Below are 23,691 nucleotides of genomic sequence, written 5' to 3' on the forward strand. Positions count from 1 at the left end.
TCAAACCAATTTAGCGATCAGCTCGCGAGCTTCCTGTTGCTGACCTTCGTTACCTTCAGTGATGACCTCATCGAGGATGTCACGGGCACCTTCGGTATCGCCCATGTCGATGTAGGCGCGCGCCAGGTCGAGCTTGGTCGCGGTCTCATCGGTCCCGGAGAGGAAGTCGAAGTCATCATCATTGTCCAGCGCCGCGCTGGAAGCAGCGGCGACCGGCATATCCAGCTCGACCGATTGATCGAGATCATCAGCAAGCAAATCCAGCTCAGCATTCACTTCATCGAGCTGGGCCGCAAAGCTATCGCCGGAAGGCTGAGCCGGCGCTTCATCATTCAGCGACAGATCGAAATCGGCCGGCAGATCGAACGCACCACCCGCCTCTTCTTCAGCTGGCAAGTCGAAACTTGGCGCTGGCGCAACCGGCGCAGCGCTTGGCTCATCATCCAGGCTCAGAAGGAAATCATCTTCGGCAGCAGCGGAAGGCTTGCTTGGCTCATCCAGATCCAGGCTGAAGTCAGCCAGGTCGCCATCCAGATCCAGGCTGTCACTGCCAGTATCGGCCAGGCTCAGATCAAAGCCCAGGTCGTCATCGGTGTTATTGGCTTGCTCAACTGGCGAACTGAAGTCCAGATCGCTGTCCAGCGACAGGCTGTCCAAGTCATTCAGTGCAGCAGAGTCACCCGCAGCTTGCAGGTCACGATCCAGCTCCGACTCAAGATCATCCAGGCTCAGGTCGAAACCATCATCCTGATCGGCAACAGCTGCCTTGGCAGTCGGTTCGTCGAGGGTCAGGTCATCCAGGCTGAAGCTGTCCAGGCTCTCTTCGGCGGCCACGGCAGCAAGGCCGGCAGCGGCGATCATGGCTGGATACTTGGCCTTGATCTGATCAAGCTCGGCAGCACTGCCACCGATTTCACGTAGTTCATTTTCCTGACGGGCAAAACCATTACGGTCGCCCATCTCGGCATAGACTTCCATCAGTTTCAGGCGCAGGTCGCCGCGTTGCGGCTCGTCGTTGATAGCACCCTGCAGCAATTCGGCAGCCTGAGGGAAACGACCGTAGGCGATGTAGATATCCGCCTCGCCCAGCGCATCGCCGGTTTGCGCGGTCACACGCTCTTCACCTGCGGCAGTGCTCTGCTGGCTATCGGCCAGATCGTCAGCCAAACCATCAAAACTGTCGCCCGGCAGATCGATGCCGCCCAGCTCGCCAGCGTGCTCGTCAGCCGCCAGGCTTTCCTGCAACTCGGCTTCTTTCATGGCATTGCGGCGCGACAGCATCATCAGCGCGACCAGCAGCACCAACAACGCGCCGCCACCGGCGACACCCAACAGCATCGGGTTGGCCAGCAGATCATCAATAGCGCTGCTATCTACTGCTACTTCCTCAACGGGCGGCGTTGCCACTGCCGGAGCAGCAGGCTCGACCACTTCAGGAGCAGGAACAACGACCGGAGCCGGCTCTGGCGCAACCACTTCAGGCTTGGCCGCTTCTTCGCTGTAGTTGAAATCCTGTTCGGCAGGTACCGCCGGTACTACTGGCGCAGCGGCCGCTGGCTCTTGGGCCGTAACAACTGGCGCTGGCTCTACAGGTGCAGGCTCGGCTGCTACCACTGGCGTTTCTGCCACAGCTGCCGGTGCAACTGGGACGACTGGGGCGGCTTTGCCCTGAGCGGCCAGATCGGCTTGCAACTTGGCCATCTGGTCGTCTTTGAGCTGAATCAGACGCTGCAGCTTGTCCAATTGGCTTTGCAGGTCGCCCATGCGGCCTTTCAGTTCGTCGTTCTCACGACGGCTGGAATCGAGACTTTCCTGGGTGACCGCCAGCTTGTCGGTCAGAGCCTTGCTGTCAGGCGCGCCCTTGTCGCTGCCGGCAGTGGCTTTGCCGCTATCGGCAGCCACCAGCTTCAGCTTGTCGCCGGTAGCGACCTTGGCCGGAGTGTCTGCCGCCGAGGTACGCTTGGTTGCATCCAGCTGCCGCGCACTGGCCGCGACACTGCGACCTTCGCGCCATGCGGCATTCTGTTCGGCGACCTGAGCGATAGCTTCGCCCTGGGCACGGCTCTTGATCTGCTGCTCATCGGGCAGGCGCAGCACTTGGCCGTTCTTCAAGCGATTGATGTTGCCGCCAACAAAGGCATCCGGATTCAGATCCTGAATCGCCAGCATGGCTTGGTGCACGCTGCCGCCATCGCGTACGCGCTGGGCAATTTCCCAGAGGGTGTCGTTGGCGGTGGTTTTGTATTCATTGCCTTCCAGCGGGGTCGCAGCTGGAGCGGCAGGCGCTGTTGGCGCAGCAGGGCGTACTGGCGCAGTAGCGGCTGGAGCGGCAGCCACCGGGCGCGGCGCAACGGCTGGGGCCTGCACACGCGGTGCCGGGGCTGCAGCGGCTACCGGCAGACGGGCAGCAGCCGGAATCACGCTTTGCGGGGTGTAGAGCGGCGGGTCGAGCAGCAGGGTGTACTCACGCAGCAAGCGGCCATTGGGCCACAGCACCTCTACCAGGAAGTTCAGGTAAGGCTCACGCATGGGTTTGCTGGAGGTCACCCGAATAACGCTTTTGCCATTGGGCTTGAGCACCGGGGTGAACTTCAGGTCAGTCAGAAAATACTGACGATCCACACCGGCTTTGTTGAATGCTTCCGGGGACGCCAGGGTCGGCAGGACTTCATTGGAAGCCAGGTCGCGCACTTCCAGCAACTCAATCTCAGCCACCAAAGGCTGATTGAGCGCCGATTGCAAGGTCACTTCACCCAGCCCCAGCGCATGCGCCATACCGGATGACAGTGCCGAAGCAGCTGCGATTGCCAGCACCAGTTTGCGAACCCGAACCATAGCGTTATCCCTTGTTTTATCTTTTTTTCTCGACAAGCGAGAGGATCTTGAAAATTGCTGCCTGCCCCACCCGAAGGTGTAACCCCGCACAGCAATCAACTCAGCCAGTATTGCCAAGCTCGAAAGATTCTTCAAATTTCTAGGTAAGTATCTTTTACAGATAGTGTTTTATCAACAACTCGGCTATTTGCACAGCATTCAGCGCCGCGCCTTTTCGCACATTATCAGACGCAATCCACAAATTGAGTTCGGCCGGATCAGCCAAACCGGCGCGCACCCGGCCAACATAGACCACATCTTGGCCGACAGCATCGCCAACCGCCGTCGGATAATCGCCCAGCTCAACCAATTCCAGTGCGGGCGCGGCGTCCAATGCGGCGTAGACCTGTTTCAGGTCAATGGCCGATTCAGCCTGCAGCGACACACTCAAGCTGTCGCCAAAAAACACCGGTGCCTGGATGCAGGACACCGCGACCTGCAACTGCGGCAACCCCAACAGCTCTTTAAGTTCAGCGGCGATCTGCCGTTCCAGCACGCCATGCCCCTGCTCATCGCCTTGATCGACCTGCGCCAGCAGGTTGAATGCCATTTGCCGATCAAACAGCTGCGGCTCGAAAGAGCGACCATTAAGCAGCTCAGCGGTCTGCCGCGCCAGCTCAGAGACTCCTTCACGCCCGCGACTGGAAACCGCCAGGCAAGCCGTCACGATCACCCGCCGAATATTGATCTGCTCAGGCAACGCCGCCAGCACGGCGGCCAAGGCAATACTTGGAGCACTTGGACTGGTCAACAGATAGGGGGCGGTCAGCCCAGCCAGCACGTCGGGGTTAACTTCCGGAATAACCCGCGGAGCCTGCTCGGACGGCAGGCCTGCGGCCAAATCGATCACCGCGCAACCGGCAGCGCCGGCCTGCGCCGCATATTTCTGCGTCACTTTGCTGCCGGCGGCGAAAAACACCAGACGCACACTGGCAAAATCAAAGGTTTCCAGATCACGTACGCGCAGATTCTTGCCCTTGTAAGACAAGGAGCGCCCAGCCGACTCACCGCTGGCCACCAGATGCAGATTGGCCGCCGGAAACTCGCGCTCCTCCAGCAGCTGCACCAAGGCCTCGCCCACGCTACCGGTGGCACCAATGACGGCAATTTCAAAAGTACGGGTCATGACAAGGCTCGCGGAAATAAGCCCAGCACTGTATAGCTGCACCCGCCAAATGCAAAGGAGCGGACTGACGGGCGCTCGATTTGACTCGTTCACCCGCCAGCCCGCTCCTCGCAGACAGCCTGTTTGCGTATCAGCGCAGCGCGATTAACGCTCCAGCAGGATGCGCAGCATGCGCCGCAGCGGCTCGGCCGCGCCCCACAGCAGCTGGTCACCCACGGTGAACGCGCCGAGGTATTGCGAGCCCATATTGAGCTTGCGCAGACGCCCAACCGGTACGCTCAAGGTGCCGGTTACAGCAGTCGGGCCCAGCTCGCGGATGCTCGCTTCACGCTGGTTTGGCACCAGTTTGACCCAAGGATTGTGCTGGCTGATCAGGCCTTCGATGTCCGACAGCGGTACATCTTTGTTCAACTTGATGGTTAATGCCTGGCTGTGGCAGCGCATCGCGCCGATACGCACGCACAGGCCGTCGACCGGGATCGGGCTCTTGAAGCGACCGAGGATCTTGTTGGTTTCCGCCTGGCCTTTCCACTCTTCACGGCTCTGGCCGTTCGGCAGTTCCTTGTCGATGTATGGGATCAGGCTGCCGGCCAGCGGTACGCCGAAGTTGTCCACCGGGAACGACTCGCCGCGCATGGCTTGCGCCACCTTGCGGTCGATATCCAGGATGGCGCTGGCCGGGTCAGCCAGTTCATCGGCCACACTGGCGTTGATCGCGCCCATCTGCTTGATCAGCTCACGCATATTCTGCGCGCCGGCACCGGATGCCGCCTGATAGGTCATGGCGCTCATCCACTCGACCAGGCCGGCTTCATACAGGCCGCCTAGGGCCATCAGCATCAGGCTGACGGTGCAGTTGCCGCCGATGTAGTTCTTGGTACCGGCATCCAGCTGCTGGTCGATGACCTTGCGGTTGACCGGGTCGAGCACGATGACCGAGCTGTCGTCCATGCGCAGCGACGAGGCGGCATCGATCCAGTAACCCTGCCAGCCAGCTTCGCGCAGCTTGGGGAAGACTTCATTGGTGTAGTCGCCACCCTGACAAGTGAGGATCACGTCCAGGCTTTTCAGCTCGTCAATGCTGTAGGCGTCCTTCAAGGGCGCCGTTTCCTTGCCAATCGCCGGGCCTTGGCCGCCGACATTGGAGGTGGTGAAGAACACCGGCTCGATCAAGTCGAAATCCTGCTCTTCCAGCATGCGTTGCATCAGCACGGAACCGACCATGCCGCGCCAACCGATCAGACCTACACGTTTCATAACCACTACACCTATATGAGCTGACCGCCGGAGACCCTCAGGCGAGCCAGGAAGATTACCAGGCTGTTGAAAAACTACCTACGTTGCCATCACTGCGTTAAAAACAGGCTCAAAATGCTCATTTACAACTCGTAAACTCCGCTTTTTCGCCTGTTTTTGCCTTGCGCTGGCTGCCTCGCTAACGTTTTTCACCGGCCTGTTACAGACTACGCAGCGCTTCGACTACCGCATCACCCATTGCCGCGGTGCCGACCTTGGTCGTGCCGGCGCTATGGATATCACCAGTGCGCAGGCCCTGATCGAGCACCTTGCTCACGGCCAGTTCGATGGCATCGGCTGCAGCCGTCTGATTGAAGCTGTAACGCAGCATCATCGACACCGACAGAATGGTCGCCAACGGGTTGGCAATGCCATGCCCGGCGATATCCGGCGCGCTGCCGTGGCACGGCTCGTACATGCCCTTGTTGTTGGCATCCAGCGACGCCGACGGCAGCATGCCGATGGAGCCGGTGAGCATGGAGGCTTCATCCGAAAGGATGTCGCCGAACATGTTGTCGGTGACCATCACGTCGAACTGCTTCGGTGCGCGCACCAGCTGCATGGCGGCGTTATCCACGTACATGTGGCTCAGTTCAACGTCCGGGTAATCCTTGGCCACTTCAATCACCACGGCGCGCCAGAGTTGGCTGGAGGCCAGCACGTTGGCCTTGTCCACCGAGCAGAGCTTCTTGCCACGTACACGGGCCATGTCGAAGCCGACCCGGGCAATACGACGGATTTCACTCTCGCTGTACGGCAGGGTGTCGTAGGCCATGCGCTCGCCGTTTTCCAGCACCTTGCTCTCGCGCGGTTGGCCGAAATAGATGCCACCGGTCAGCTCACGCACGATGAGGATATCCAGACCGGCGACGATCTCGCGCTTGAGGCTGGAGGCATCGGCCAGTTGCGGATAGAGAATCGCCGGGCGCAGGTTGCCGAACAGGCCCAGCTGCGAGCGAATCTTCAGCAGGCCGCGCTCCGGGCGGATCGCCGGGTCAATGGCGTCCCACTTCGGGCCGCCCACAGCGCCGAGCAGAATGGCATCGGCGGCCTTGGCGCGAGCCAGGGTTTCGTCAGCCAGCGGCACGCCGTAACGGTCGATGGCCGCGCCACCGAGGTCATCGAAGCTCAGCTCGAAACCCAGGTTGTACTTGTCGTTGGCCAGGTTCAGCACCTTGACCGCTTCGGCCATGATTTCCGGGCCGATACCGTCGCCGGGGAGAATCAAAATCTGTTTGGACATGCTTTTCTCAACTCATTAATCGGCGAGTGGTGGATACACTCGCCCGCTGATTACTTGATTGCGCCGAACAGCCAAGGGCTGCGCTGCTGATATGTGGTTTCAAAGGTCTTGATCGCATCGCTGTCCTGCAGGGTCAGGCCGATATCGTCCAGGCCATTGAGCAGGCAATGCTTGCGGAAAGCATCGACCTCGAAGCTGTACTGCACGCCATCCGGACGGGTCACGGTTTGCGCAGCCAGGTCGACGGTCAGTTGGTAGCCAACAGCGGCCTCCGCCTGCTGGAACAACGCATCGACCTCTTCTTCTTTAAGGATGATCGGCAGCAAACCGTTCTTAAAGCTGTTGTTGAAGAAGATATCGGCAAAGCTCGGCGCGATGATCGTGCGGAAACCGTACTCTTCAAGCGCCCAAGGCGCGTGTTCGCGGCTCGAACCGCAACCGAAGTTCTCCCGCGCCAGCAGCACGCTGGCACCCTGGTAACGCGCGAAGTTCAGCACGAACTCCTGATTCACCGGGCGCTTGGAGTTGTCTTGGTTCGGCTGGCCGACATCGTGGTAACGCCACTCATCGAACAGGTTGGGGCCGAAGCCTGAGCGCTTGATCGACTTCAAGAACTGCTTGGGGATGATCTGGTCGGTGTCGACGTTGGCCCGATCGAGCGGTGCAACGAGACCGGTGTGTTGGGTAAAGGCTTTCATGGTCGGTCTCCTCAGGCCTGGATCAATTCGCGCACATCGATAAAGCGGCCGGTCACCGCAGCGGCGGCGGCCATCGCCGGGCTGACCAGATGGGTACGCCCACCGGCCCCCTGACGGCCTTCGAAGTTGCGGTTGGAGGTGGACGCGCAATGCTCGCCACTGCCGAGTTTGTCCGGGTTCATCGCCAAGCACATCGAGCAACCCGGCTCGCGCCATTCAAAACCGGCTTCGATGAAGATGTGGTGCAAACCTTCTTTTTCCGCCTGGGCTTTGACCAGGCCGGAGCCCGGCACCACCATCGCCTGCTTGATGGTGCTGGCGACCTTGCGGCCCTTGGCGACCTCAGCGGCAGCGCGCAGGTCTTCGATGCGCGAGTTGGTGCAGGAGCCGATGAATACGCGGTCCAGCTGGATATCGGTGATTGCCTGATTGGCCTGCAAACCCATGTATTTCAGGGCGCGGATGATCGAATCCTTCTTCACCGGATCGCTTTCGGCGGCCGGGTCCGGCACGTTCTGATCCACCGCCAGCACCATTTCCGGCGAAGTGCCCCAGCTGACCTGCGGCTTGATGTCCTCGGCACGCAATTCGACCACGGTGTCGAAATGCGCATCGGCATCGGACACCAGGTCCTGCCACTGCGCCACAGCGGCGGCCCAATCGGCACCTTTCGGGGCAAACGGACGACCTTCGACGTAGGCGATGGTCTTCTCATCCACCGCAACCAGGCCGACGCGGGCACCGGCTTCGATGGACATGTTGCAGATGGTCATGCGCCCTTCCAGCGACAAGTCGCGGATCGCGCTACCGGTGAACTCCAACGCATGGCCATTGCCGCCGGCGGTGCCAATCTTGCCGATCACCGCGAGGACGATGTCCTTGGCGGTCACGCCGAACGGCAACTGGCCTTCGACCGCGACCTTCATGTTCTTCATCTTCTTCGCCACCAGGCACTGGGTGGCCAGCACATGCTCGACCTCCGAGGTGCCAATGCCATGCGCCAGCGCGCCGAATGCGCCGTGGGTCGAGGTGTGCGAGTCGCCGCAGACCACGGTCATGCCCGGCAAGGTCGCGCCCTGCTCCGGGCCGACCACGTGGACGATGCCCTGGCGGATGTCGTTCATCTTGAATTCGAGGATGCCGAAGTCATCGCAGTTCTCATCCAGGGTTTGCACCTGAATCCGCGACACTTCATCGGCGATGGCTTCCAGTCCGCCCTGACGCTCGGCCTTGGTGGTCGGCACGTTGTGGTCCGGGGTGGCGATGTTGGCGTCGATGCGCCACGGTTTGCGGCTGGCCAGACGCAAGCCTTCAAAGGCCTGGGGCGAGGTCACTTCGTGGAGGATATGCCGGTCGATGTAGATCAGCGACGAACCATCGTCGCGGCGCTTCACTTCGTGCATGTCCCAGAGCTTGTCGTAGAGCGTTTTGCCGGCCATCAGCTTTCCCTCATCAACCTATTTCTATGCCAGGGCAAATGGCCCTTCGGCTTATGGGGTAATCCTATGGGCTTGAATTAAATTACTCAAATTCATATTTTTCATCCGAAGGATTCCTCATTGGAATACAAGTAAGCTTGAGTCGCGCGCAATGCGCTCCGCCCACTGCCAGGAACAGCCGCATGGACCTCGCCACCCTGAATGCCTTTATTGCCATCGCCGAGCTCGGCAGCTTTTCCGAAGCGGCGGAGCGCCTGCACCTGACCCAGCCGGCGGTGAGCAAACGCATCGCCAGCCTGGAGCAACAGCTCAATGTGCGCCTGTTCGATCGCCTGGGCCGCGAGGTCAGCCTGACCGAGGCCGGCCGCGCGCTGTTGCCGCGGGCTTACCAGATTCTCAATGTGCTCGATGATACGCGCCGTGCGCTGACCAATCTGAATGGCGAGATAAGCGGCCGCTTGACCTTGGCCACCAGCCACCATATTGGCCTGCATCGCCTGCCGCCGTTGCTGCGCGCCTTTACCCGCGCGCACCCGCAGGTGGCGCTGGATATCCAGTTTCTCGACTCCGAAGTGGCCTATGAAGAAGTGCTGCACGGCCGCGCCGAGCTGGCAGTCATCACCCTGGCCCCGGAAACCCGTGAGCCGGTGCATGCGGTGGCCGTGTGGGACGACCCGTTGGACTTCGTCGCCGCGCCGGAACACCCGCTGGCGCGCAACGGCGCAGTCAGCCTGGCCGATGTGGCGCATCACCCGGCGGTATTTCCCGGCGGCAACACCTTCACCCACCATATCGTGCGCCGCCTGTTCGAGGCCCAGGGGCTGACGCCGAACATCGCCATGAGCACCAACTACCTGGAAACCATCAAGATGATGGTTTCCATCGGCCTGGCCTGGAGCGTGCTGCCGCGCACCATGCTCGATGAGCAGGTCGCGCGCCTGCCTCTGCCGGGCATTCAGCTGACGCGCCAGCTGGGCTATATCAGCCATACCGAACGCACCCTTTCCAACGCTGCGCGAGCCTTTATGGACCTGCTGGATGCCCAGCGTGATGGCCTTGCAATGGCCAGGGACTAAGGGCTAACGTGGGCTTATAACGATAAGAAAGGTTTCTGCATGACTCAGCCCAGTTGCTCAGCCAGCGACCACGAAACCCACGCATGCACAGGAAGAGTTGGTCGTGGCTAAATCCAGTGATCGCCGTCCGCCCCTGCCCTTTATCCCGGCACTCGATCCCGCCGAGTTCGAAAACACTTGGAATGATGCACCGCGCCTGCTGCGCGCCCTCAATGGGGCCAACCTGGGAGCCTGGTACTGGGATATCGAAAGCGGCCGAGTCAGCTGGTCGCGCGGCGCGCAGGCATTGTTCGGCCTTGACCCCAAAAAGCCGCTGCGCAAACAGATCGACTATATCGAGCTGATCCCCGAAGAGGATCGTGCCGGCGTCCTGCTGCTATTCGAGCAACTGCTCGCCGGCAACCCGAGCAACCGCGCCTTTCGCCACCGCATCCGTTGGCCCGACGGCAGCCTGCACTGGCTGGAAATCAGCGGCAGCCTGCAGCAGGACGCCGACGGCAAGCCACGGGTGATGGGTGTCATCCGTGACATCAGCAATCAGCAATCGCGCGACCAGGCGCTGCGCAGCAGCGAGGAAAAATTCGCCCAGGCCTTCAACTACAGCCCCGACGCGGTGGTGATCACCGACAAGAGCAGCGGACGCTTTATCGAAGTCAACGCCGGGTTCGAACGCCAGTTTGGCTGGAGCAGCGAGCAAACCCTGGGGCGCACCTCGCTGGAAATGGGCATCTGGGCGCGCCTGGAAGACCGTCAACGGATGATGGATGCGGTCAAGAACAACACACTCAACGGCCTTGAGATCCCGCTTTATCACCGCGACGGCAGCATCCGCAAAAACCTGATATTTGGCGGTGAAATCACCCTCGACGGCATGCCCTGCCTGGTCCTGTCGCTGCGCGACATCACCCTGCAACGCCAGCAGGAGCAGGCCCTGCAAGACAGCCAGGAACGCCTGAACCTGGCCCTGGACTCCGCCGACCTGGGCACCTGGGACTGGCATATCCCCAGCAATATGTTGTTCGGCTCGGCGCGCGCCGCAAAGCTGCACGGCCTGGCGGACGAGCCCTTCCATGACGATTTCCGCAAATTCTTCAGCTACGTACCGCTGGAAGATCGCCAAGCCATGCGCAAACACTTCAATCACCTGGCGCAGGGCCTTACCCAGGACTACCAGGTGACCTACCGCGCGGTCTATGCCAACCAGCAAGTGCACTACCTGGAAAGCACCGCCAAGCTCTACCGCGATGCCGACGGCAAGCCCGAGCGCATGGCCGGCATCCTGATCGACATCAGCGAACGGGTGCGCCGCGAACAGAGCCTGGCCGCCTCCGAGGAGAAGTTTGCCAGCCTGTTCCAGGCCAGCCCCGACCCGATTTCTCTGACCACCTTGCCCGACGGCATCGCCCTGGAAATCAATGCCAGCTTCAGTCAGGCCTTCGGCTGGCAACCCGAGGAGGTGATCGGGCACAAGATGACCGACATCAAACTGTGGGCCGATCTCAATCAACGCAATCGCCTCGCAGGAAAGCTCAAGCACGACCAAGTTCTGCACAACGAAGTTGCAGACTACCGCGCCAAAAATGGCCGCATCATTACGTGCGTGGTCTCCTCTCGGGTTGTACTTGTCAGCAACCAGCGCTGCATTCTTACCACCTTCCGCGATATCAGCGAACGGCAGAAAGCCCAAGCCGAGCTGCAAGCCAGCCAGGAGAAATTCGCCCTGGCGTTCCACTCCAGCCCCGACGCCATCACCATTACCGAACGCGACAACGGCCGCTATATCGAGGTCAACGAAGGCTTCGGCCGCCTCACTGGCTATGCACCCAATGAAGTAATCGGCCGCAGTGCCATGGAGCTCAACGTCTGGGCGGACCTGAGCGAACGTGAGCAGATGGTGCAGCGACTCAAGCGCGACGGCCATGTCTACCACATGGAAATGCGCGGCAAGCACCGTGACGGCACGATCAAGCTGGTCGAGGTGTCGGTCGAACCCATCGAACTCAACAACACCCCCTGCCTGCTGCTCACCGCCCGCGACATCGGCGAGCTGAAAAGCGCCCAAGCCCAGATACAACACCTGGCCTACCACGACTCGCTGACCAACCTGCCCAACCGCGCCCTGCTGCTCGACCGCCTGACCCAGCAGATCGCCCTGCTCAAACGCCATCAGTTGCGCGGCGCGCTGCTGTTTATCGACCTCGACCACTTCAAGCACATCAACGACTCGCTCGGTCACCCGGTCGGCGATGCCGTGCTCAAGCTGGTTACCGCACGCCTGGAAGCCAGCGTGCGCCAGGAAGACACGGTGGCGCGCCTCGGCGGCGATGAGTTTGTCGTGCTGATCTCCGGCCTCGAAGGCAAGCGCGCGAGCGTGGTCCAGCATGTGCGCGCCGTGGCGGAGAAGCTGCGCCAGTTGCTAGCCGAACCGATGCTGCTCGACGGTCACCAGTTGCAGGTCACTCCGAGCATCGGCATCGCCCTGATTCCCGACCATGGCGACACCCCAGCCGACCTGCTGAAACGTGCCGATATCGCCCTTTACCGCGCCAAGGATTCCGGGCGCAATACCATCCAGCTGTTTCGCAACACCATGCAGAAGGCCGCCAGCGAACGCCTGCGCCTGGAGAACGACCTGCGCCTGGCCCTCGCCAGGGGCGAGTTCGAGCTGTATTTCCAACCCCAGGTGGATGCGCGCAACAACCAAATCATTGGTGCCGAAGCCCTGCTGCGCTGGATGCACCCGACACTGGGCGCACAATCGCCGGCGCTGTTTATCCACATCCTGGAAGAAAGCGGGCTGATTCTCGAAGTCGGCGGCTGGGTACTCGCCGAAGCCTGCCACAGCTGCGCGCAACTGCTCGCCCAGGGCCTGGTCGAGTCCCACGAGTTCAGCCTGTGTGTAAACATCAGCCCACGCCAGTTCCGCCAGCCGGACTTCGTCGAGCGAGTGGAAACCAGCCTGGCCAACAGTCAGCTGCCGCCGGCCATGCTCAAACTGGAAATCACCGAAGGCATCGTGATCCAGAACATCGACGACACCATCGCCAAGATGAACCGCCTCAAGCGCCTCGGCGTGAGCTTCGCCATGGATGACTTCGGCACCGGCTACAGCTCGCTGACCTACCTCAAGCGCCTGCCGGTGGATGTGCTGAAGATCGACCAGTCCTTCGTCCGCGACGCCACCCTGGACGTCAACGACGCCGAAATCATCCGCGCCATCGTCGCCATGGCCCGCAGCCTGGGCCTGGCCATGATTGCCGAGGGCGTCGAACAAGCCGACCAGCTGGAGTTCCTCCAGCAACAAGGCTGCCACCACTACCAGGGCTACCTGTTCAGCAAACCGGTGCCGCTGCCACAGTTCCGCCAGCTGCTGAGCGACAGCCCGCAGCAAGCCAGGCGCTGAAACAAAAAAGGGCACCTAGATAGGTGCCCTTCTCATCCGCAACTAACCGCGTGGCTTAGCTGTGCAACACGCTGCGGCCTGCACCGATCGGGATGCGCTTGGCCTTGGCCTCTTCCGGCACGATGCGCACCAGGTCGATATTCAGCAGGCCGTTGACCAGGCTGGCGGACTTGACCTCGATATGGTCGGCCAAGCGGAACGACAGTTTGAACGCACGCTGGGCGATGCCCTGGTACAGATAAATCACGCTCTCGGCGCTGGTGTCGCGCTTGCCGCCGGTAACGGTCAACACGCCGCGCTCGACCTGCAGCTCCAGGTCGTCTTCCTGGAAACCGGCCGCCGCGACGACGATGCGGTATTGGTCGTCGGCATACTTCTCGACGTTGTAGGGTGGATAGCTGCTACCCGCCTCGTTGCGCATGGCCGACTCGAACAGGTCATTGAAACGGTCGAAACCAACGGACTGACGAAACAGTGGGGTCATGGAAAAAGCAGTCATGTCTAGATCTCCTGAGATTCAGCGAGTGGTTAATGCGGGACCCGACTTCGGCATCCCACACCCCTAAAAATGTGGCTACTCAGGTAGATTTCAAGCCTCTGCAAAATTTTCTTACAGGGAGCAATTCGATGAGCAAGGTCATGCTGATCACCGGTGCCAGCCGCGGTATCGGTGCCGCCACCGCCAGGCTCGCGGCCGCCCAGGGTTACGCGCTGTGCCTGAACTACCACCGGCAACAGGCAGCGGCTGAAGCGCTGGTGAGCGAGATCACCCAGGCAGGTGGCCAGGCCATTGCCGTGCAGGCCGATGTGGCCGATGAAGGCCAGATGATGCAGCTGTTCGCCCGCCTCGATCAGCACTTTGGCCGCCTCGATGTACTGGTCAACAACGCCGGCATGCTGGAGACGCAGATGCGCCTTGAGCAGATGGATCTGGCGCGTTGGCAGCGGGTATTCGCCACCAATGTGTTCGGCAGTTTCCTGTGCAGCCGCGAAGCGATCAAACGCATGTCGACCCGCCTGGGCGGCCATGGCGGCGTCATCGTCAACCTGTCGTCAATCGCCGCGCGAATCGGCGCACCGGGCGAATATATCGACTACGCCGCCGCCAAAGGCGCGATCGACAGCATGACCCTGGGTCTGGCCAAGGAAGTGGCGGCTGAAGGTATTCGCGTCAACGCGGTGCGACCTGGGGTGATTGAGACTGAGATTCACGCCAGCGGTGGCGAGCCAGAGCGGGTCGCGCGAATCAGCCAGAGCATCCCCATGGGCCGTGGCGGCCTGGCCAGTGAAGTGGCCGAAGCGATTCTCTGGCTGGCCAGCGAACAGGCCTCGTACACCAACGGCGCGCTGCTGGATGTTAGCGGTGGACGCTAATCGTCAGGCGCTCGCCTGCTGCTGGCATTCGGCTTCGACAAAGTCGATACCGAGCAAGGCATCAATGCGCAGGCAGTCGCTTTCGCGGCGCAGCAGGTTGAACAGCTCGGTGGCCTCGGGGTAGCTGCGGGTCAGCATGGCCAGCCATTGCTTGAGCCGCCCCGGTGCGTAGCGCGGCGACATTTTGCGCCGTGCCTGCAGCCAAAAATCGGCGAGCAAAGGCTGAAACTCGGCCCAGCTCATTTCAACCACCGTCTGCCCCGCCTTGGCAGCGGCGATCTGCCGGGCCAGATCCGGCCGCGCCACCAGGCCGCGACCAAGCATGATGTCCTCGACCCCGCTGACTTCGCGGCAACGCCGCCAGTCATCCAGGGTCCACACCTCGCCATTGGCGAATACCGGCACTTTGACCGCTTCCTGCACCCGCGCCACCCATTCCCAATGCGCCGGCGGCTTATAGCCTTCGACCTTGGTCCGCGCATGCACCACAATCTGCGCCGCACCGCCATCGGCCAGGGCCTGGGCGCACTCCAGGGCATCGTCCTTATGGTCGAAACCTAGGCGCATCTTGGCGGTGACCGGGATATGTGCCGGCACCGTACGACGCACCTCGCGGACGATGGCATGCAGCAGCTCGGGCTCCTTGAGCAGCACCGCGCCGCCGCGGGACTTGTTCACCGTCTTGGCGGGGCAGCCGAAGTTGAGGTCAATCACCGGCGCGCCCAGGGTGCAGGCGAAGGCGGCGTTATCGGCCAGGCAAGCGGGATCGGAACCCAGCAGCTGTACACGCAGCGGCGTACCGGCAGCCGTTTGCGCGCCGCGGAACAGCTCTGAGGCAAGTCTCTCGTAAGTGCTAACGGGCAACACACGCTCGGTCACCCGGATAAATTCAGTCACGCACCAGTCGATGCCGCCGACCCGGGTCAGCACATCGCGAAGAATGTCGTCGACCAACCCCTCCATCGGGGCCAGGGCGATTTGCATAGGCAGTCTCTTAACAATTCCCACGCCCGAGATAAAAGGCGCAGATAGAAAAACGCCGCGTAGTGTACGCGGCGAGGCAGTTCAACGGTCAGCCTTTAGCCCAACGGCGTTACAACTCCATAGGGAACGCCGGCTGCAACGCCGCACCGTAGCCTTCGACAAACTCCGACGGCATACGCTTGGGCTTGCCGCTGGAAAGTTCGATGCAGACGAAGGTGGTTTTAGCCCGCAACAGGGTCACGCCATCTTCCGGACGAATCAGCTGGAAACGCCGGTCCATCTTCAGGCGCTGGTCGGACTCGACGATCCAGGTGGCCATCTGCAGCTCTTGATCCTCATAGGCGCTGGCCAGGTAGTCGATCTCATGGCGCAGCACCGCCATGGCGCGGTCGAGGCGGCGGTATTCGCTCAGGTCCAGGCCGAGAAACTGCGAATGGCGCCAGGCGCAGCGTTCCAGCCAGCTGACGTACACCGCGTTGTTGGCATGGCCCAGGCCGTCGATATCGTCGGCGGTGACCTGAATGTCGATGACGAAGGGATTGCTCAACTCCCAGCTCATGATGCCTGCTCCAGACTACCGGCCAGAGCACGGGCCTCGGCAGCCAGCTGGGTGATCTGGTCCCAGGCGCGGGCGCGCACCAGGTTGCTCGGGGCGATCCAGGTGCCGCCGACGCAGGCGACGTTGGGCAGGCGTAGGAAGCCCAGCAGGTTATCCGGCGTCACCCCGCCAGTCGGGCAGAAACGAATGCCGGTAAAGGGGCCTTTGAAGCTCTTGAGCATCTTGATGCTGGTGGCCCCATCGGCCGGAAACAGCTTCAGCGAGCGATAGCCGTATTCCAGCGCCAGCAGCACTTCGGACGGCGTCATCACCCCTGGCAGGTACGGCAGGCCGGAATCTTCCGCCGCTGCGGCCAGACGCTCGGTGCAGCCAGGGCTGACGGCGAACTGCGCACCGGCCTCGCGGGCTTCGAGAAACTGCTCGGCGTGGATCACCGTGCCCGCGCCGATCAACAGGTCCGGCAGCTCCTTGCGCATAGCCGCCAGGGCATCCAGTGCCCGCGGCGTGCGCAGGGTCACTTCCAGCACGCGAATCCCGCCGACGTGCAGCGCACGGGCCAGGTCCACCGCCAGGCTGATGTCTTCGATCACCAGCACCGGCAACACCGGGCGGGCCTGTTGCAGCACCGCATCCATCGTCAGGCTCATGCTTTGCTCCCTCGCTTAATCTTCAAATAGGCTGCTGGCACCCTGTTCGGCCGTACCGACCAGACGCCGTTGCGCGGCAAACATCTCCAGGCCAAAACCCAACTCCAGCTCGGCCGTGGCCGAACTCAATGGTCGCGCGGCCAACTGTTGCTCGCCCAGCTCGACCTGCAGAATGCCCTGTTGCGCATCCAGCAGCAGCCAGTCACCGTCCTGCAAGCGCGCCAAGGCACCACCGGCGGCCGCTTCCGGGCAGACGTGCAGCGCCGTAGCCACCTGGCCCGACGCGCCCGACATGCGCCCGTCGGTGACCAGCGCCACACGCTGCCCGGCCTGCTGCAGATTGGCCAGCAGCGGCATCAGTTTGTGCAGCTCCGGCATGCCATTGGCCCGTGGGCCTTGGAAGCGCACCACCAGCACCAGGTCACCTTGCAGCTCTCCGGCCGTATAGGCCGCCTGCACGGCCGCCTCGGTTTCGAAAACTCGCGCTTGGGCATGAATGCGCCAGAACGCCGGGTCGACCGCTGAGGTTTTCAGGATCGCCCGCCCCAGGTTGCCCTCGAGCAGCACCAACCCGCCCTCCTCGGCAAACGGCTCAGCGACATGCCGGACAATATCTGGAGCCGGGCTCTGCGCCGGCAGCTCGCGCCAGGCCAGGCGCTCGCCATCCAGCCAGGCTTCACGGGTATAGGCGTGCAAGCCATGCCCGGCGGCGGTGGCCACATCCTCATGCAGCAAGCCCGCCCCCAGCAGTTCACGCAGCAACCAGGCGGGGCCGCCAGCGGCCTGGAACTGATTCACGTCCGCCGCGCCATTGGGATACACCCGCGCCAACAACGGCACCACCTTGGACAGCGCGGCGAAATCATCCCAGATCAGTTCATAGCCAGCGGCCCGGGCAATGGCCGGTAGGTGCAGGGTGTGATTGGTCGAACCACCGCTGGCGAGCAAGGCCACCACGGCATTGATCAAGGCATGGGAATCAATCTGCTGGCCGACCGGCAGATAACGCTCGCCCTGGCGACTGTTGTGCGCGACCAGGCGCGCGGCCTCATCGGTGATGGCATCGCGCAGCGGCGTGTAGGGGTGAATAAAGGCGCTGCCCGGCACGTGCAGACCCATGGCTTCCATTAACAGCTGGTTGGTATTGGCGGTGCCGTAGAAGGTGCAAGTGCCGGCCTGATGGTAAGCGGCCAGCTCGGCAGCCAGCAGCTCATCACGGCTGGCTTCACCACGGGCGTAACGCTGGCGGACGGCGGCTTTTTCCTTGTTGGGCAAACCCGACTGCATGGGCCCGGCCGGTACAAATACCGCTGGCAGATGGCCGAAGTGCAAAGCCCCGATCAGCAGGCCGGGGACAATCTTGTCGCATACACCGAGGTACAGCGCGCCGTCGAAAATCCCGTGGGTCAGGCCAATGGCGGCAGCCTGGGCAATCAGGTCGCGGGAAAACAGCGACAGCTGCATACCGCCCTCGCCCTGGGTGATGCCGTCGCACATGGCCGGCACGCCAGCGGCGAACTGCGAGGTGGCGCCGGCCTTGGCCAGCGCCACTTTCAGGCGCTCGGGATAATCCCGGAGCGGCGCATGGGCCGAGAGCAGATCGTTGTAGCTGGAGATGATCGCGACATGCGGCGAACCGCCCTGTTTCATGATCAGCCGCGCATCATCGGGCTGCGCCGCCAGGGCATGGGCCAGGTTGGAGCAGCCCAGCGCCTGGTGCGCAGTGCGCCCGGCCGCCAGGGCCAGACGCTGCAAATAGCGTTCGCGGCGCTTGGCCGAACGCTTTTCCAGTGCGGCGGTAACCTGCTCAACAACCGGATGCAACATGACGGGTCCCTTTATCGGCGAGTACATACTTGCAGTGTAACGGCTTAAAGCCTGCTTTTAACGCAGCAGAACCGACGCGCAGCAGACATTAGATAGTCCCTCAGAACCTGTTTACGATCTCGCGAGCTAGAGCCAGACAAGGCAAAAACAGCCGAGGAAGCGGAGTTTACGAGCTGTAAATGAGCATTCCGAGGCTGTTTTTAACGCCGGATGGCCGACGCGCAGCAGATCGTAAACAGGTTCTCAGGGTGCCCAGTAGATATTGACCGGCCTTGGGCTGCGCTGCAGCCAGGCATACAAGGGCAACTCACGCACCGCCGGCTGATCGGCCAGTACCGCATCGATCAACTCGCGCTTGCGCGCCCCGAATGCCAGCAAGCCCAGCCACTGCCCGCTCTGCAGCATTGCCAGGTTCAGCGACAGACGCTCACGCGGCTCCTGCGGGGCCAGCGCCAGCAAGGCCGCAGGCGCGGCTTCGGGGTCGAGCGCTGCCGCGAGGTCAGGCATGCCGGGAAACAGCGAGGCGATATGGCCGTCTTCCCCCATGCCCAGCAGCACCGCGCTAAACGGTTGCCACTGGGTAAGCTGCTCAGCCCAACCCAGTGCCGCCTGCGCCGGCGTCGCGCCCTGACGCGGGTCCAGGCAGTTGGCCCCGGGCAAGCCCTGCTGCAACAGCTGCCAATTGCTTTCAGCTGCCTGCGCCGGCACCCAGCGCTCATCACTGGGGCTGAGGTCGATCAGCTGGCTATCCACCTGCTGCGCCAGCAACGGCAGCAAGGCCTGCGGGCTGCTGCCGCCGGGCAATAACAGGCGCACCCGCGGCTGCTGCGCCAAGCTATGCTGAATTTGTGCACGCAACGCGGCGGCCAGCGCCTGCAGGCACTCGCTGCGCTGAGCATGACAATGCAGTGTATTTCGACTCATAAGCCGCCCTGGATAAGCTATCGGTATGCCATAAGGCCGCGTAATAATGCGCCATTGTTGTGTGTTACGAACATTCGCCCCCATGAGTATCTTGTGTGACTGCGTTGCTGCGCGTACTCCTGCTGCTGTTACTGCCGGCCCTCAGCCAGGCAGCGGCCCTGCCTCTGGTGGCAGGCGAATCACCGTTGCTGCCCGGGCCGCTTATGCAGGTCTGGCATGACCCGCAGGGCCAGGCAGATATCCATACGGTGCGTCAGCTGCCCGATTCAGCCTGGCAAGAGGTAGCCCGCCGCGATGCCAGCTTCGGCTACACCGGGCACACCTACTGGCTGCGCATCACCTTGCACAACCCCAGCGAGCAGCCGATCGACTGGGTCTTGCTGGTCGGCAACCCGCTGCTCGACTACCTGGACGTCTATGGCCTGGATGGCGAGCGGGTGTATCGCGGCGGCGATCAACGCCCCTTCGATGAGCGCTGGGTCAATCACCGCCAGTTGGTCTTGCCGCTGAATCTGGCTGGCAGCGAGCAGCGCGAGCTGATCCTGCGCATGCAGACCGACGGCTCAGCCAACCTCAGCGCCAGCCTGATGAGCAGCGCAGCCTTCAGCCACTACGAACAGCGCATGCTGCTGTTGCAGGGACTGTTCTTCGGCGCACTGCTGGTGATGCTGATTTACAACCTGTCGATCTTCGTCATCACCCGTGACCGCAACTACCTGTGGTACAGCCTGTTCGTGGCCTGCTTTAGCCTCTACCAATTTATTCAGCTGGGCTTTGCCTTGCAGTGGCTATGGCCGCAGGCATTGGCCTGGCACCAGCTGAGCTTTCCGCTCAGCTCGGCCCTGGCGACCTTCTTCGGCATTTTGTTCACCTATGGCGTGCTCGACCTCAAAGCCGGGCCAGCGGCCTACACCTGGATCTGCCGGGTGCTGCTGGCGTGCAGCCTGCTGGTGATGGTACTGGCCTTCAGCGCCCCCTACACCGTTGCGCTGATTGGCAGTTTTGTCCTGATGGTGGTTTGCGCCATCTTCGCCTGCCTGTTCACCCTGCTGCGCTGGCGCGCCGGGTATCAGCCGGCCAAGCTATTCGCCCTGGGCTGGTCAGCCCTGATTGTGGCCAGCCTGTTCAGCATCCTCAGCGGCACCGGAATCATCGCCAACTCCCTGCTGACCCTGCACGCCCAGCAGATCGGCGGCCTGCTCGAACTGGTGATCTTCTCGATTGCCCTCGGCGCACGCATTCGCCAGGCGCAGCGCGCCCAACAGCGGGCCCAGGAGCAGCTATACGCCAACGAGCATCAGCTGCTTCTGGAACAGGCCAAGAGCCTCGACCTGCAGAAACAGATCAACGAAGGCCTGGAAGCGCGCGTACACGAACGCACGGCCTCGCTGCAGCACGCCCTGGAGGGATTAGCCGCCGCCAACCAGCGCCTGGCGGAGCTGAGCCGGCACGACAACCTCACCGGCCTGTTCAACCGCCAGGTACTCAACGAAGAACTGGAGCGCATGCTGGCGCAGGCCAAACGCAGCCAACGGCCAATTGCCATGCTGATGATGGATCTCGACCACTTCAAACAGGTCAACGACCAGCACGGCCACCTCGCCGGAGATGCCTGCCTGCAACATGCCGCGCAGCGCATGCAGCAACGCATGCGCAGTAACGACCTGCTCGCCCGTTTCGGTGGCGAGGAGTTCGCTGCCATTCTCTGCGACACCGATCAAACAGGTGCCTACGACCTGGCGGAGCAACTGCGCGAGGACCTCGCCAACCACCCCGGCCTGTATCAGGGCCTGAGCATCACGCTAAGCCTGAGCATTGGTGTGTGTGCATTGATCCCGGATGCCCAGAGCAACCGCGAACAGCTGCTGCGCCAGGCCGACCAGGCCCTGTATCAGGCCAAAGCCGCCGGACGCAACCGGGTGGCGTGCTACGAGGCCAGCACCCGCGACGGGGCCTGACTCACCGACTCGAGCAACTGCAATACCGCCTGCACCACCTGCGGATCGGCCAACACGCGCTGATGCCCGCCCGCTTCCAGGCGCAGTAAACGGCTGTCGAACCAGTTCTGGTGAATCGCCTCGGCTTCGCTGAATGGCACCATCGGATCATCCACCGCGTGCACGATCAAACCGGGAAAATCCAACTGATAGCGGGCACTGTCCAGTTGCCCGGCGGGAATCCCGGCCTGCTCTTCGACCAGGCGGACAAAATGCGCCTGGGCCTGACGTGGCAAGCCCATAAAACGCGAGAAGCGCCGCAACATGGTGAGAATCCGGCTCGGTGCGGCAATGCTGACCAGTGCATCGGTGCGCAGGCCCAATTGCGTCGCCAGCAAGGCACTCGCGCCACCCATCGAATGGCCGATGACTGCCTTCAGCGGTGGTAGCTCGCTGGCTGCCTCCAGCAAGGCGCGAGCAAACAGCACCACATTGGCTTCATGTCCGGGTGAACGGCCATGCGCCGGCGCATCCAGCGCCACCACGCCATAGCCGGCATTGACCAAGGCCTTGATCAGCTCGGCGAACTGCGTCGGCCGGCCTTCCCAGCCATGCATCAGCAACACCGCCGGGCCACTGCCCCAGCGCAGGGCCGACAAGCCAAAACGCAGGGTGATGCGCTCGGACTGCGCCAGCAACGGCAGCTCCCAGTCGCGCGGCGGCAATGTGTGCGGCGTCATAAATTGACGCCGCAGCTTGCTGGCCAATGCATGCGGAGCCAGCAGACCCACCGAGGCATTGAAGCCACGAATCCAGTTCAGGTTGTTCATTGCCATTCTCCTCAAACGATTGCCGACTTGGCGGCACGCAAGACGCGGTCAGACAACTCACCAGGGCCCAGCGCCCGCGCCAGCGCCAGCCCCCCTACCATCAATGCGAGATCAGCCAACACCTTGTTGGCATCCTCCGGAGTGGCAGCCAGCTGTGCGCTCATCATCTCGACATACTCGGCCAGCACCGTGCGGAAACCCTCCGACAGGCGCGTCAGCTCACCCAGCGAACTGGGCAGCGGACAGCCCTGGTCGCTGGCATCGCGGTGCTTGCGCGACAGGTAGAACGCCGCCAACAGCGCGCGGCGCTCCTCAGCCGGCAACTGGCTGTCCATCTGCTCAATCAGCTCGCGGCGCTGGCAGAGCATCTGCTGGAACACTTCCAGCATCAGCGCGTCCTTGCTGTCGAAGTGCGCGTAGAAGCCGCCTACCGTCAGCCCGGCCGCACCCATCACTTCGCCGACGCTGGGTTCAGCAGGGCCGCGCTGCAGCAAGGCGGCGCTGGCTGCGGCGAGAATGCGTTCACGGGTCTGAGCTTTCTTGTCGTTCATCGCTGCCTCCGAATATTACGCTTGAAATATTATGCTCGTAATAATTTTAAGCAAGCGCCAATCACGACCATTGGTCGGCTGCATTCGGGCAAAAGGAAATTTTCGGGCTGAAAAAACAAAAGGGCCATTCCATAAGAATGACCCTTCAAAATCCCGCAGAACGGGCAAAAATGGCGTCCCCTAGGGGACTCGAACCCCTGTTACCGCCGTGAAAGGGCGGTGTCCTAGGCCACTAGACGAAGGGGACGAAACCTTCGAAGAACAAGGCCAGCTTTACGCTGGCCCCGTGGCAGTTGTTGCTACTGCAAAATTGGTGGAGATAAACGGGATCGAACCGTTGACCTCTTGCATGCCATGCAAGCGCTCTCCCAGCTGAGCTATACCCCCAGATTTATCGCCTCTCGGCTCACAGCCCAAACCGGCACTGCTTTTTGAAACTGGCGTCCCCTAGGGGACTCGAACCCCTGTTACCGCCGTGAAAGGGCGGTGTCCTAGGCCACTAGACGAAGGGGACGTAACCCTTCTACAACGCAACCAGCTCTGGAGCTGATTGTGGCAAGCCTTGCGGCTTTGAAGATGGTGGAGCTAAACGGGATCGAACCGTTGACCTCTTGCATGCCATGCAAGCGCTCTCCCAGCTGAGCTATAGCCCCATCTCAAGGACGGGGCGCATGTTAAGAGCACGCCCCACCGCTGTCAACAATATTTTTACCTACACCTGCATTCTTTATGCTGACAGAACAACCACTTACCCCATCCCGGCGCGCCAAAACGACGGCCGGACGGGGCAATCAGCGGCTTAGAACCTGCTTCGGAGCTCGCGAGCTAGAGCGAGATAAGGCAAAAATGGCCGAGGAAGCAGAGTTTACGGGCTGTAAATGAGCATTCCGAGGCCATTTTTAA

18 protein-coding genes and 4 tRNA genes are annotated in these 23,691 nt (G+C 62.0%); 4 read left to right on the forward strand and 18 right to left on the reverse strand.

The genetic code is table 11. The annotated features are described in order from the left end of the window. From WBK23_RS18290 to leuC, 6 genes are all read right to left on the reverse strand, one after another. Positions 1-2,835: a FimV/HubP family polar landmark protein gene (locus WBK23_RS18290; protein WP_424485358.1), complete on the reverse strand. Its 2,835-nt coding sequence runs from the start codon at positions 2,833-2,835 to the stop codon at positions 1-3. Positions 2,836-2,989: 154 nt separating this feature from the next. Beyond that, entirely contained in the window at positions 2,990-4,000 is a 1,011-nt protein-coding gene (locus WBK23_RS18295) for an aspartate-semialdehyde dehydrogenase (RefSeq protein ID WP_424485359.1), read from the reverse strand. A 144-nt stretch (positions 4,001-4,144) separates the two neighbouring features. Continuing rightward, positions 4,145-5,257, reverse strand: coding sequence for an aspartate-semialdehyde dehydrogenase (gene asd / locus WBK23_RS18300; protein ID WP_424485360.1), 1,113 nt, complete (start codon positions 5,255-5,257; stop codon positions 4,145-4,147). 199 nt (positions 5,258-5,456) lie between these two features. After that, positions 5,457-6,539 (reverse strand): 3-isopropylmalate dehydrogenase, encoded by a 1,083-nt coding sequence (gene leuB, locus WBK23_RS18305; protein ID WP_424485361.1) that lies wholly within the window; start codon positions 6,537-6,539, stop codon positions 5,457-5,459. Between the two features lie 50 nt (positions 6,540-6,589). Beyond that, complete coding sequence (gene leuD, locus WBK23_RS18310) at positions 6,590-7,237, reverse strand: 3-isopropylmalate dehydratase small subunit (RefSeq protein WP_424485362.1); 648 nt, start codon at positions 7,235-7,237, stop codon at positions 6,590-6,592. A gap of 11 nt (positions 7,238-7,248) precedes the next feature. Further along, a complete protein-coding gene (gene leuC, locus WBK23_RS18315) occupies positions 7,249-8,676 on the reverse strand; it encodes a 3-isopropylmalate dehydratase large subunit (RefSeq protein ID WP_424485363.1) in 1,428 nt (475 codons plus the stop codon). 182 nt (positions 8,677-8,858) lie between these two features. Between leuC and WBK23_RS18320 the strand changes: the two genes are divergently transcribed. Both WBK23_RS18320 and WBK23_RS18325 read left to right on the forward strand, forming a co-directional pair. Beyond that, positions 8,859-9,752 (forward strand): LysR family transcriptional regulator, encoded by an 894-nt coding sequence (locus WBK23_RS18320; protein ID WP_424485364.1) that lies wholly within the window; start codon positions 8,859-8,861, stop codon positions 9,750-9,752. Positions 9,753-9,855: 103 nt separating this feature from the next. Beyond that, on the forward strand, positions 9,856-13,155 hold the full coding sequence (locus tag WBK23_RS18325) for a PAS domain S-box protein (RefSeq protein ID WP_424485365.1): 3,300 nt from the start codon (positions 9,856-9,858) through the stop codon (positions 13,153-13,155). A gap of 55 nt (positions 13,156-13,210) precedes the next feature. On the opposite strand, the gene WBK23_RS18330 is transcribed toward WBK23_RS18325, so the two are convergent. After that, a complete protein-coding gene (locus WBK23_RS18330) occupies positions 13,211-13,654 on the reverse strand; it encodes an Hsp20 family protein (protein WP_424485366.1) in 444 nt (147 codons plus the stop codon). Positions 13,655-13,782: 128 nt separating this feature from the next. On the opposite strand from WBK23_RS18330, the gene WBK23_RS18335 reads away from it, so the two are divergent. After that, complete coding sequence (locus WBK23_RS18335; protein WP_424485367.1) at positions 13,783-14,529, forward strand: SDR family oxidoreductase; 747 nt, start codon at positions 13,783-13,785, stop codon at positions 14,527-14,529. Between the two features lie 3 nt (positions 14,530-14,532). Here WBK23_RS18335 and WBK23_RS18340 read toward each other — a convergent pair whose 3' ends face one another. The 5 genes from WBK23_RS18340 to WBK23_RS18360 form a co-directional block, all read right to left on the reverse strand. Beyond that, complete coding sequence (locus WBK23_RS18340) at positions 14,533-15,513, reverse strand: tRNA dihydrouridine synthase (RefSeq protein ID WP_424485368.1); 981 nt, start codon at positions 15,511-15,513, stop codon at positions 14,533-14,535. A gap of 109 nt (positions 15,514-15,622) precedes the next feature. Further along, the gene (locus tag WBK23_RS18345) at positions 15,623-16,072 is read right to left on the reverse strand and encodes an acyl-CoA thioesterase (RefSeq protein ID WP_424485369.1); all 450 of its coding nucleotides are present in this window, start codon (positions 16,070-16,072) and stop codon (positions 15,623-15,625) included. Beyond that, positions 16,069-16,719: a bifunctional 4-hydroxy-2-oxoglutarate aldolase/2-dehydro-3-deoxy-phosphogluconate aldolase gene (locus WBK23_RS18350; protein WP_424485370.1), complete on the reverse strand. Its 651-nt coding sequence runs from the start codon at positions 16,717-16,719 to the stop codon at positions 16,069-16,071. The genes WBK23_RS18345 and WBK23_RS18350 overlap by 4 nt, the downstream gene beginning before the upstream one ends. A 15-nt stretch (positions 16,720-16,734) precedes the next feature. Continuing rightward, positions 16,735-18,543 (reverse strand): phosphogluconate dehydratase, encoded by a 1,809-nt coding sequence (gene edd / locus WBK23_RS18355; protein WP_424485473.1) that lies wholly within the window; start codon positions 18,541-18,543, stop codon positions 16,735-16,737. Positions 18,544-18,789: 246 nt separating this feature from the next. Beyond that, positions 18,790-19,470 carry a 6-phosphogluconolactonase gene (locus tag WBK23_RS18360; protein WP_424485371.1) on the reverse strand — a complete coding sequence of 227 codons (681 nt, stop codon included), beginning with the start codon at positions 19,468-19,470 and terminating at the stop codon, positions 18,790-18,792. A gap of 95 nt (positions 19,471-19,565) precedes the next feature. Here WBK23_RS18360 and WBK23_RS18365 point away from each other — a divergent pair, with 95 nt between their 5' ends. Further along, positions 19,566-21,428, forward strand: a complete 1,863-nt coding sequence (locus tag WBK23_RS18365) for a sensor domain-containing diguanylate cyclase (RefSeq protein WP_424485372.1) — start codon at positions 19,566-19,568, stop codon at positions 21,426-21,428. Here WBK23_RS18365 and WBK23_RS18370 read toward each other — a convergent pair. From WBK23_RS18370 to WBK23_RS18395, 6 genes are all read right to left on the reverse strand, one after another. After that, a complete protein-coding gene (locus WBK23_RS18370) occupies positions 21,398-22,237 on the reverse strand; it encodes an alpha/beta fold hydrolase (protein WP_424485373.1) in 840 nt (279 codons plus the stop codon). The two genes, WBK23_RS18365 and WBK23_RS18370, sit on opposite strands and share 31 nt — an antisense overlap. 11 nt (positions 22,238-22,248) lie before the next feature. Continuing rightward, positions 22,249-22,788 carry a TetR/AcrR family transcriptional regulator gene (locus WBK23_RS18375; protein ID WP_424485374.1) on the reverse strand — a complete coding sequence of 180 codons (540 nt, stop codon included), beginning with the start codon at positions 22,786-22,788 and terminating at the stop codon, positions 22,249-22,251. Positions 22,789-22,959: 171 nt separating this feature from the next. Next, positions 22,960-23,035 (reverse strand) — tRNA-Glu (locus WBK23_RS18380). A gap of 64 nt (positions 23,036-23,099) precedes the next feature. Next, positions 23,100-23,175 (reverse strand) — tRNA-Ala (locus WBK23_RS18385). 51 nt (positions 23,176-23,226) lie between these two features. Next, positions 23,227-23,302 (reverse strand) — tRNA-Glu (locus WBK23_RS18390). A 63-nt stretch (positions 23,303-23,365) separates the two neighbouring features. Further along, a tRNA-Ala gene (locus WBK23_RS18395) sits at positions 23,366-23,441 on the reverse strand. Between the last annotated feature and the right edge of the window lie 250 nt (positions 23,442-23,691).

The organism is Pseudomonas sp. (assembly GCF_049653025.1).
Classification (GTDB): Bacteria; Pseudomonadota; Gammaproteobacteria; order Pseudomonadales; family Pseudomonadaceae; genus Aquipseudomonas.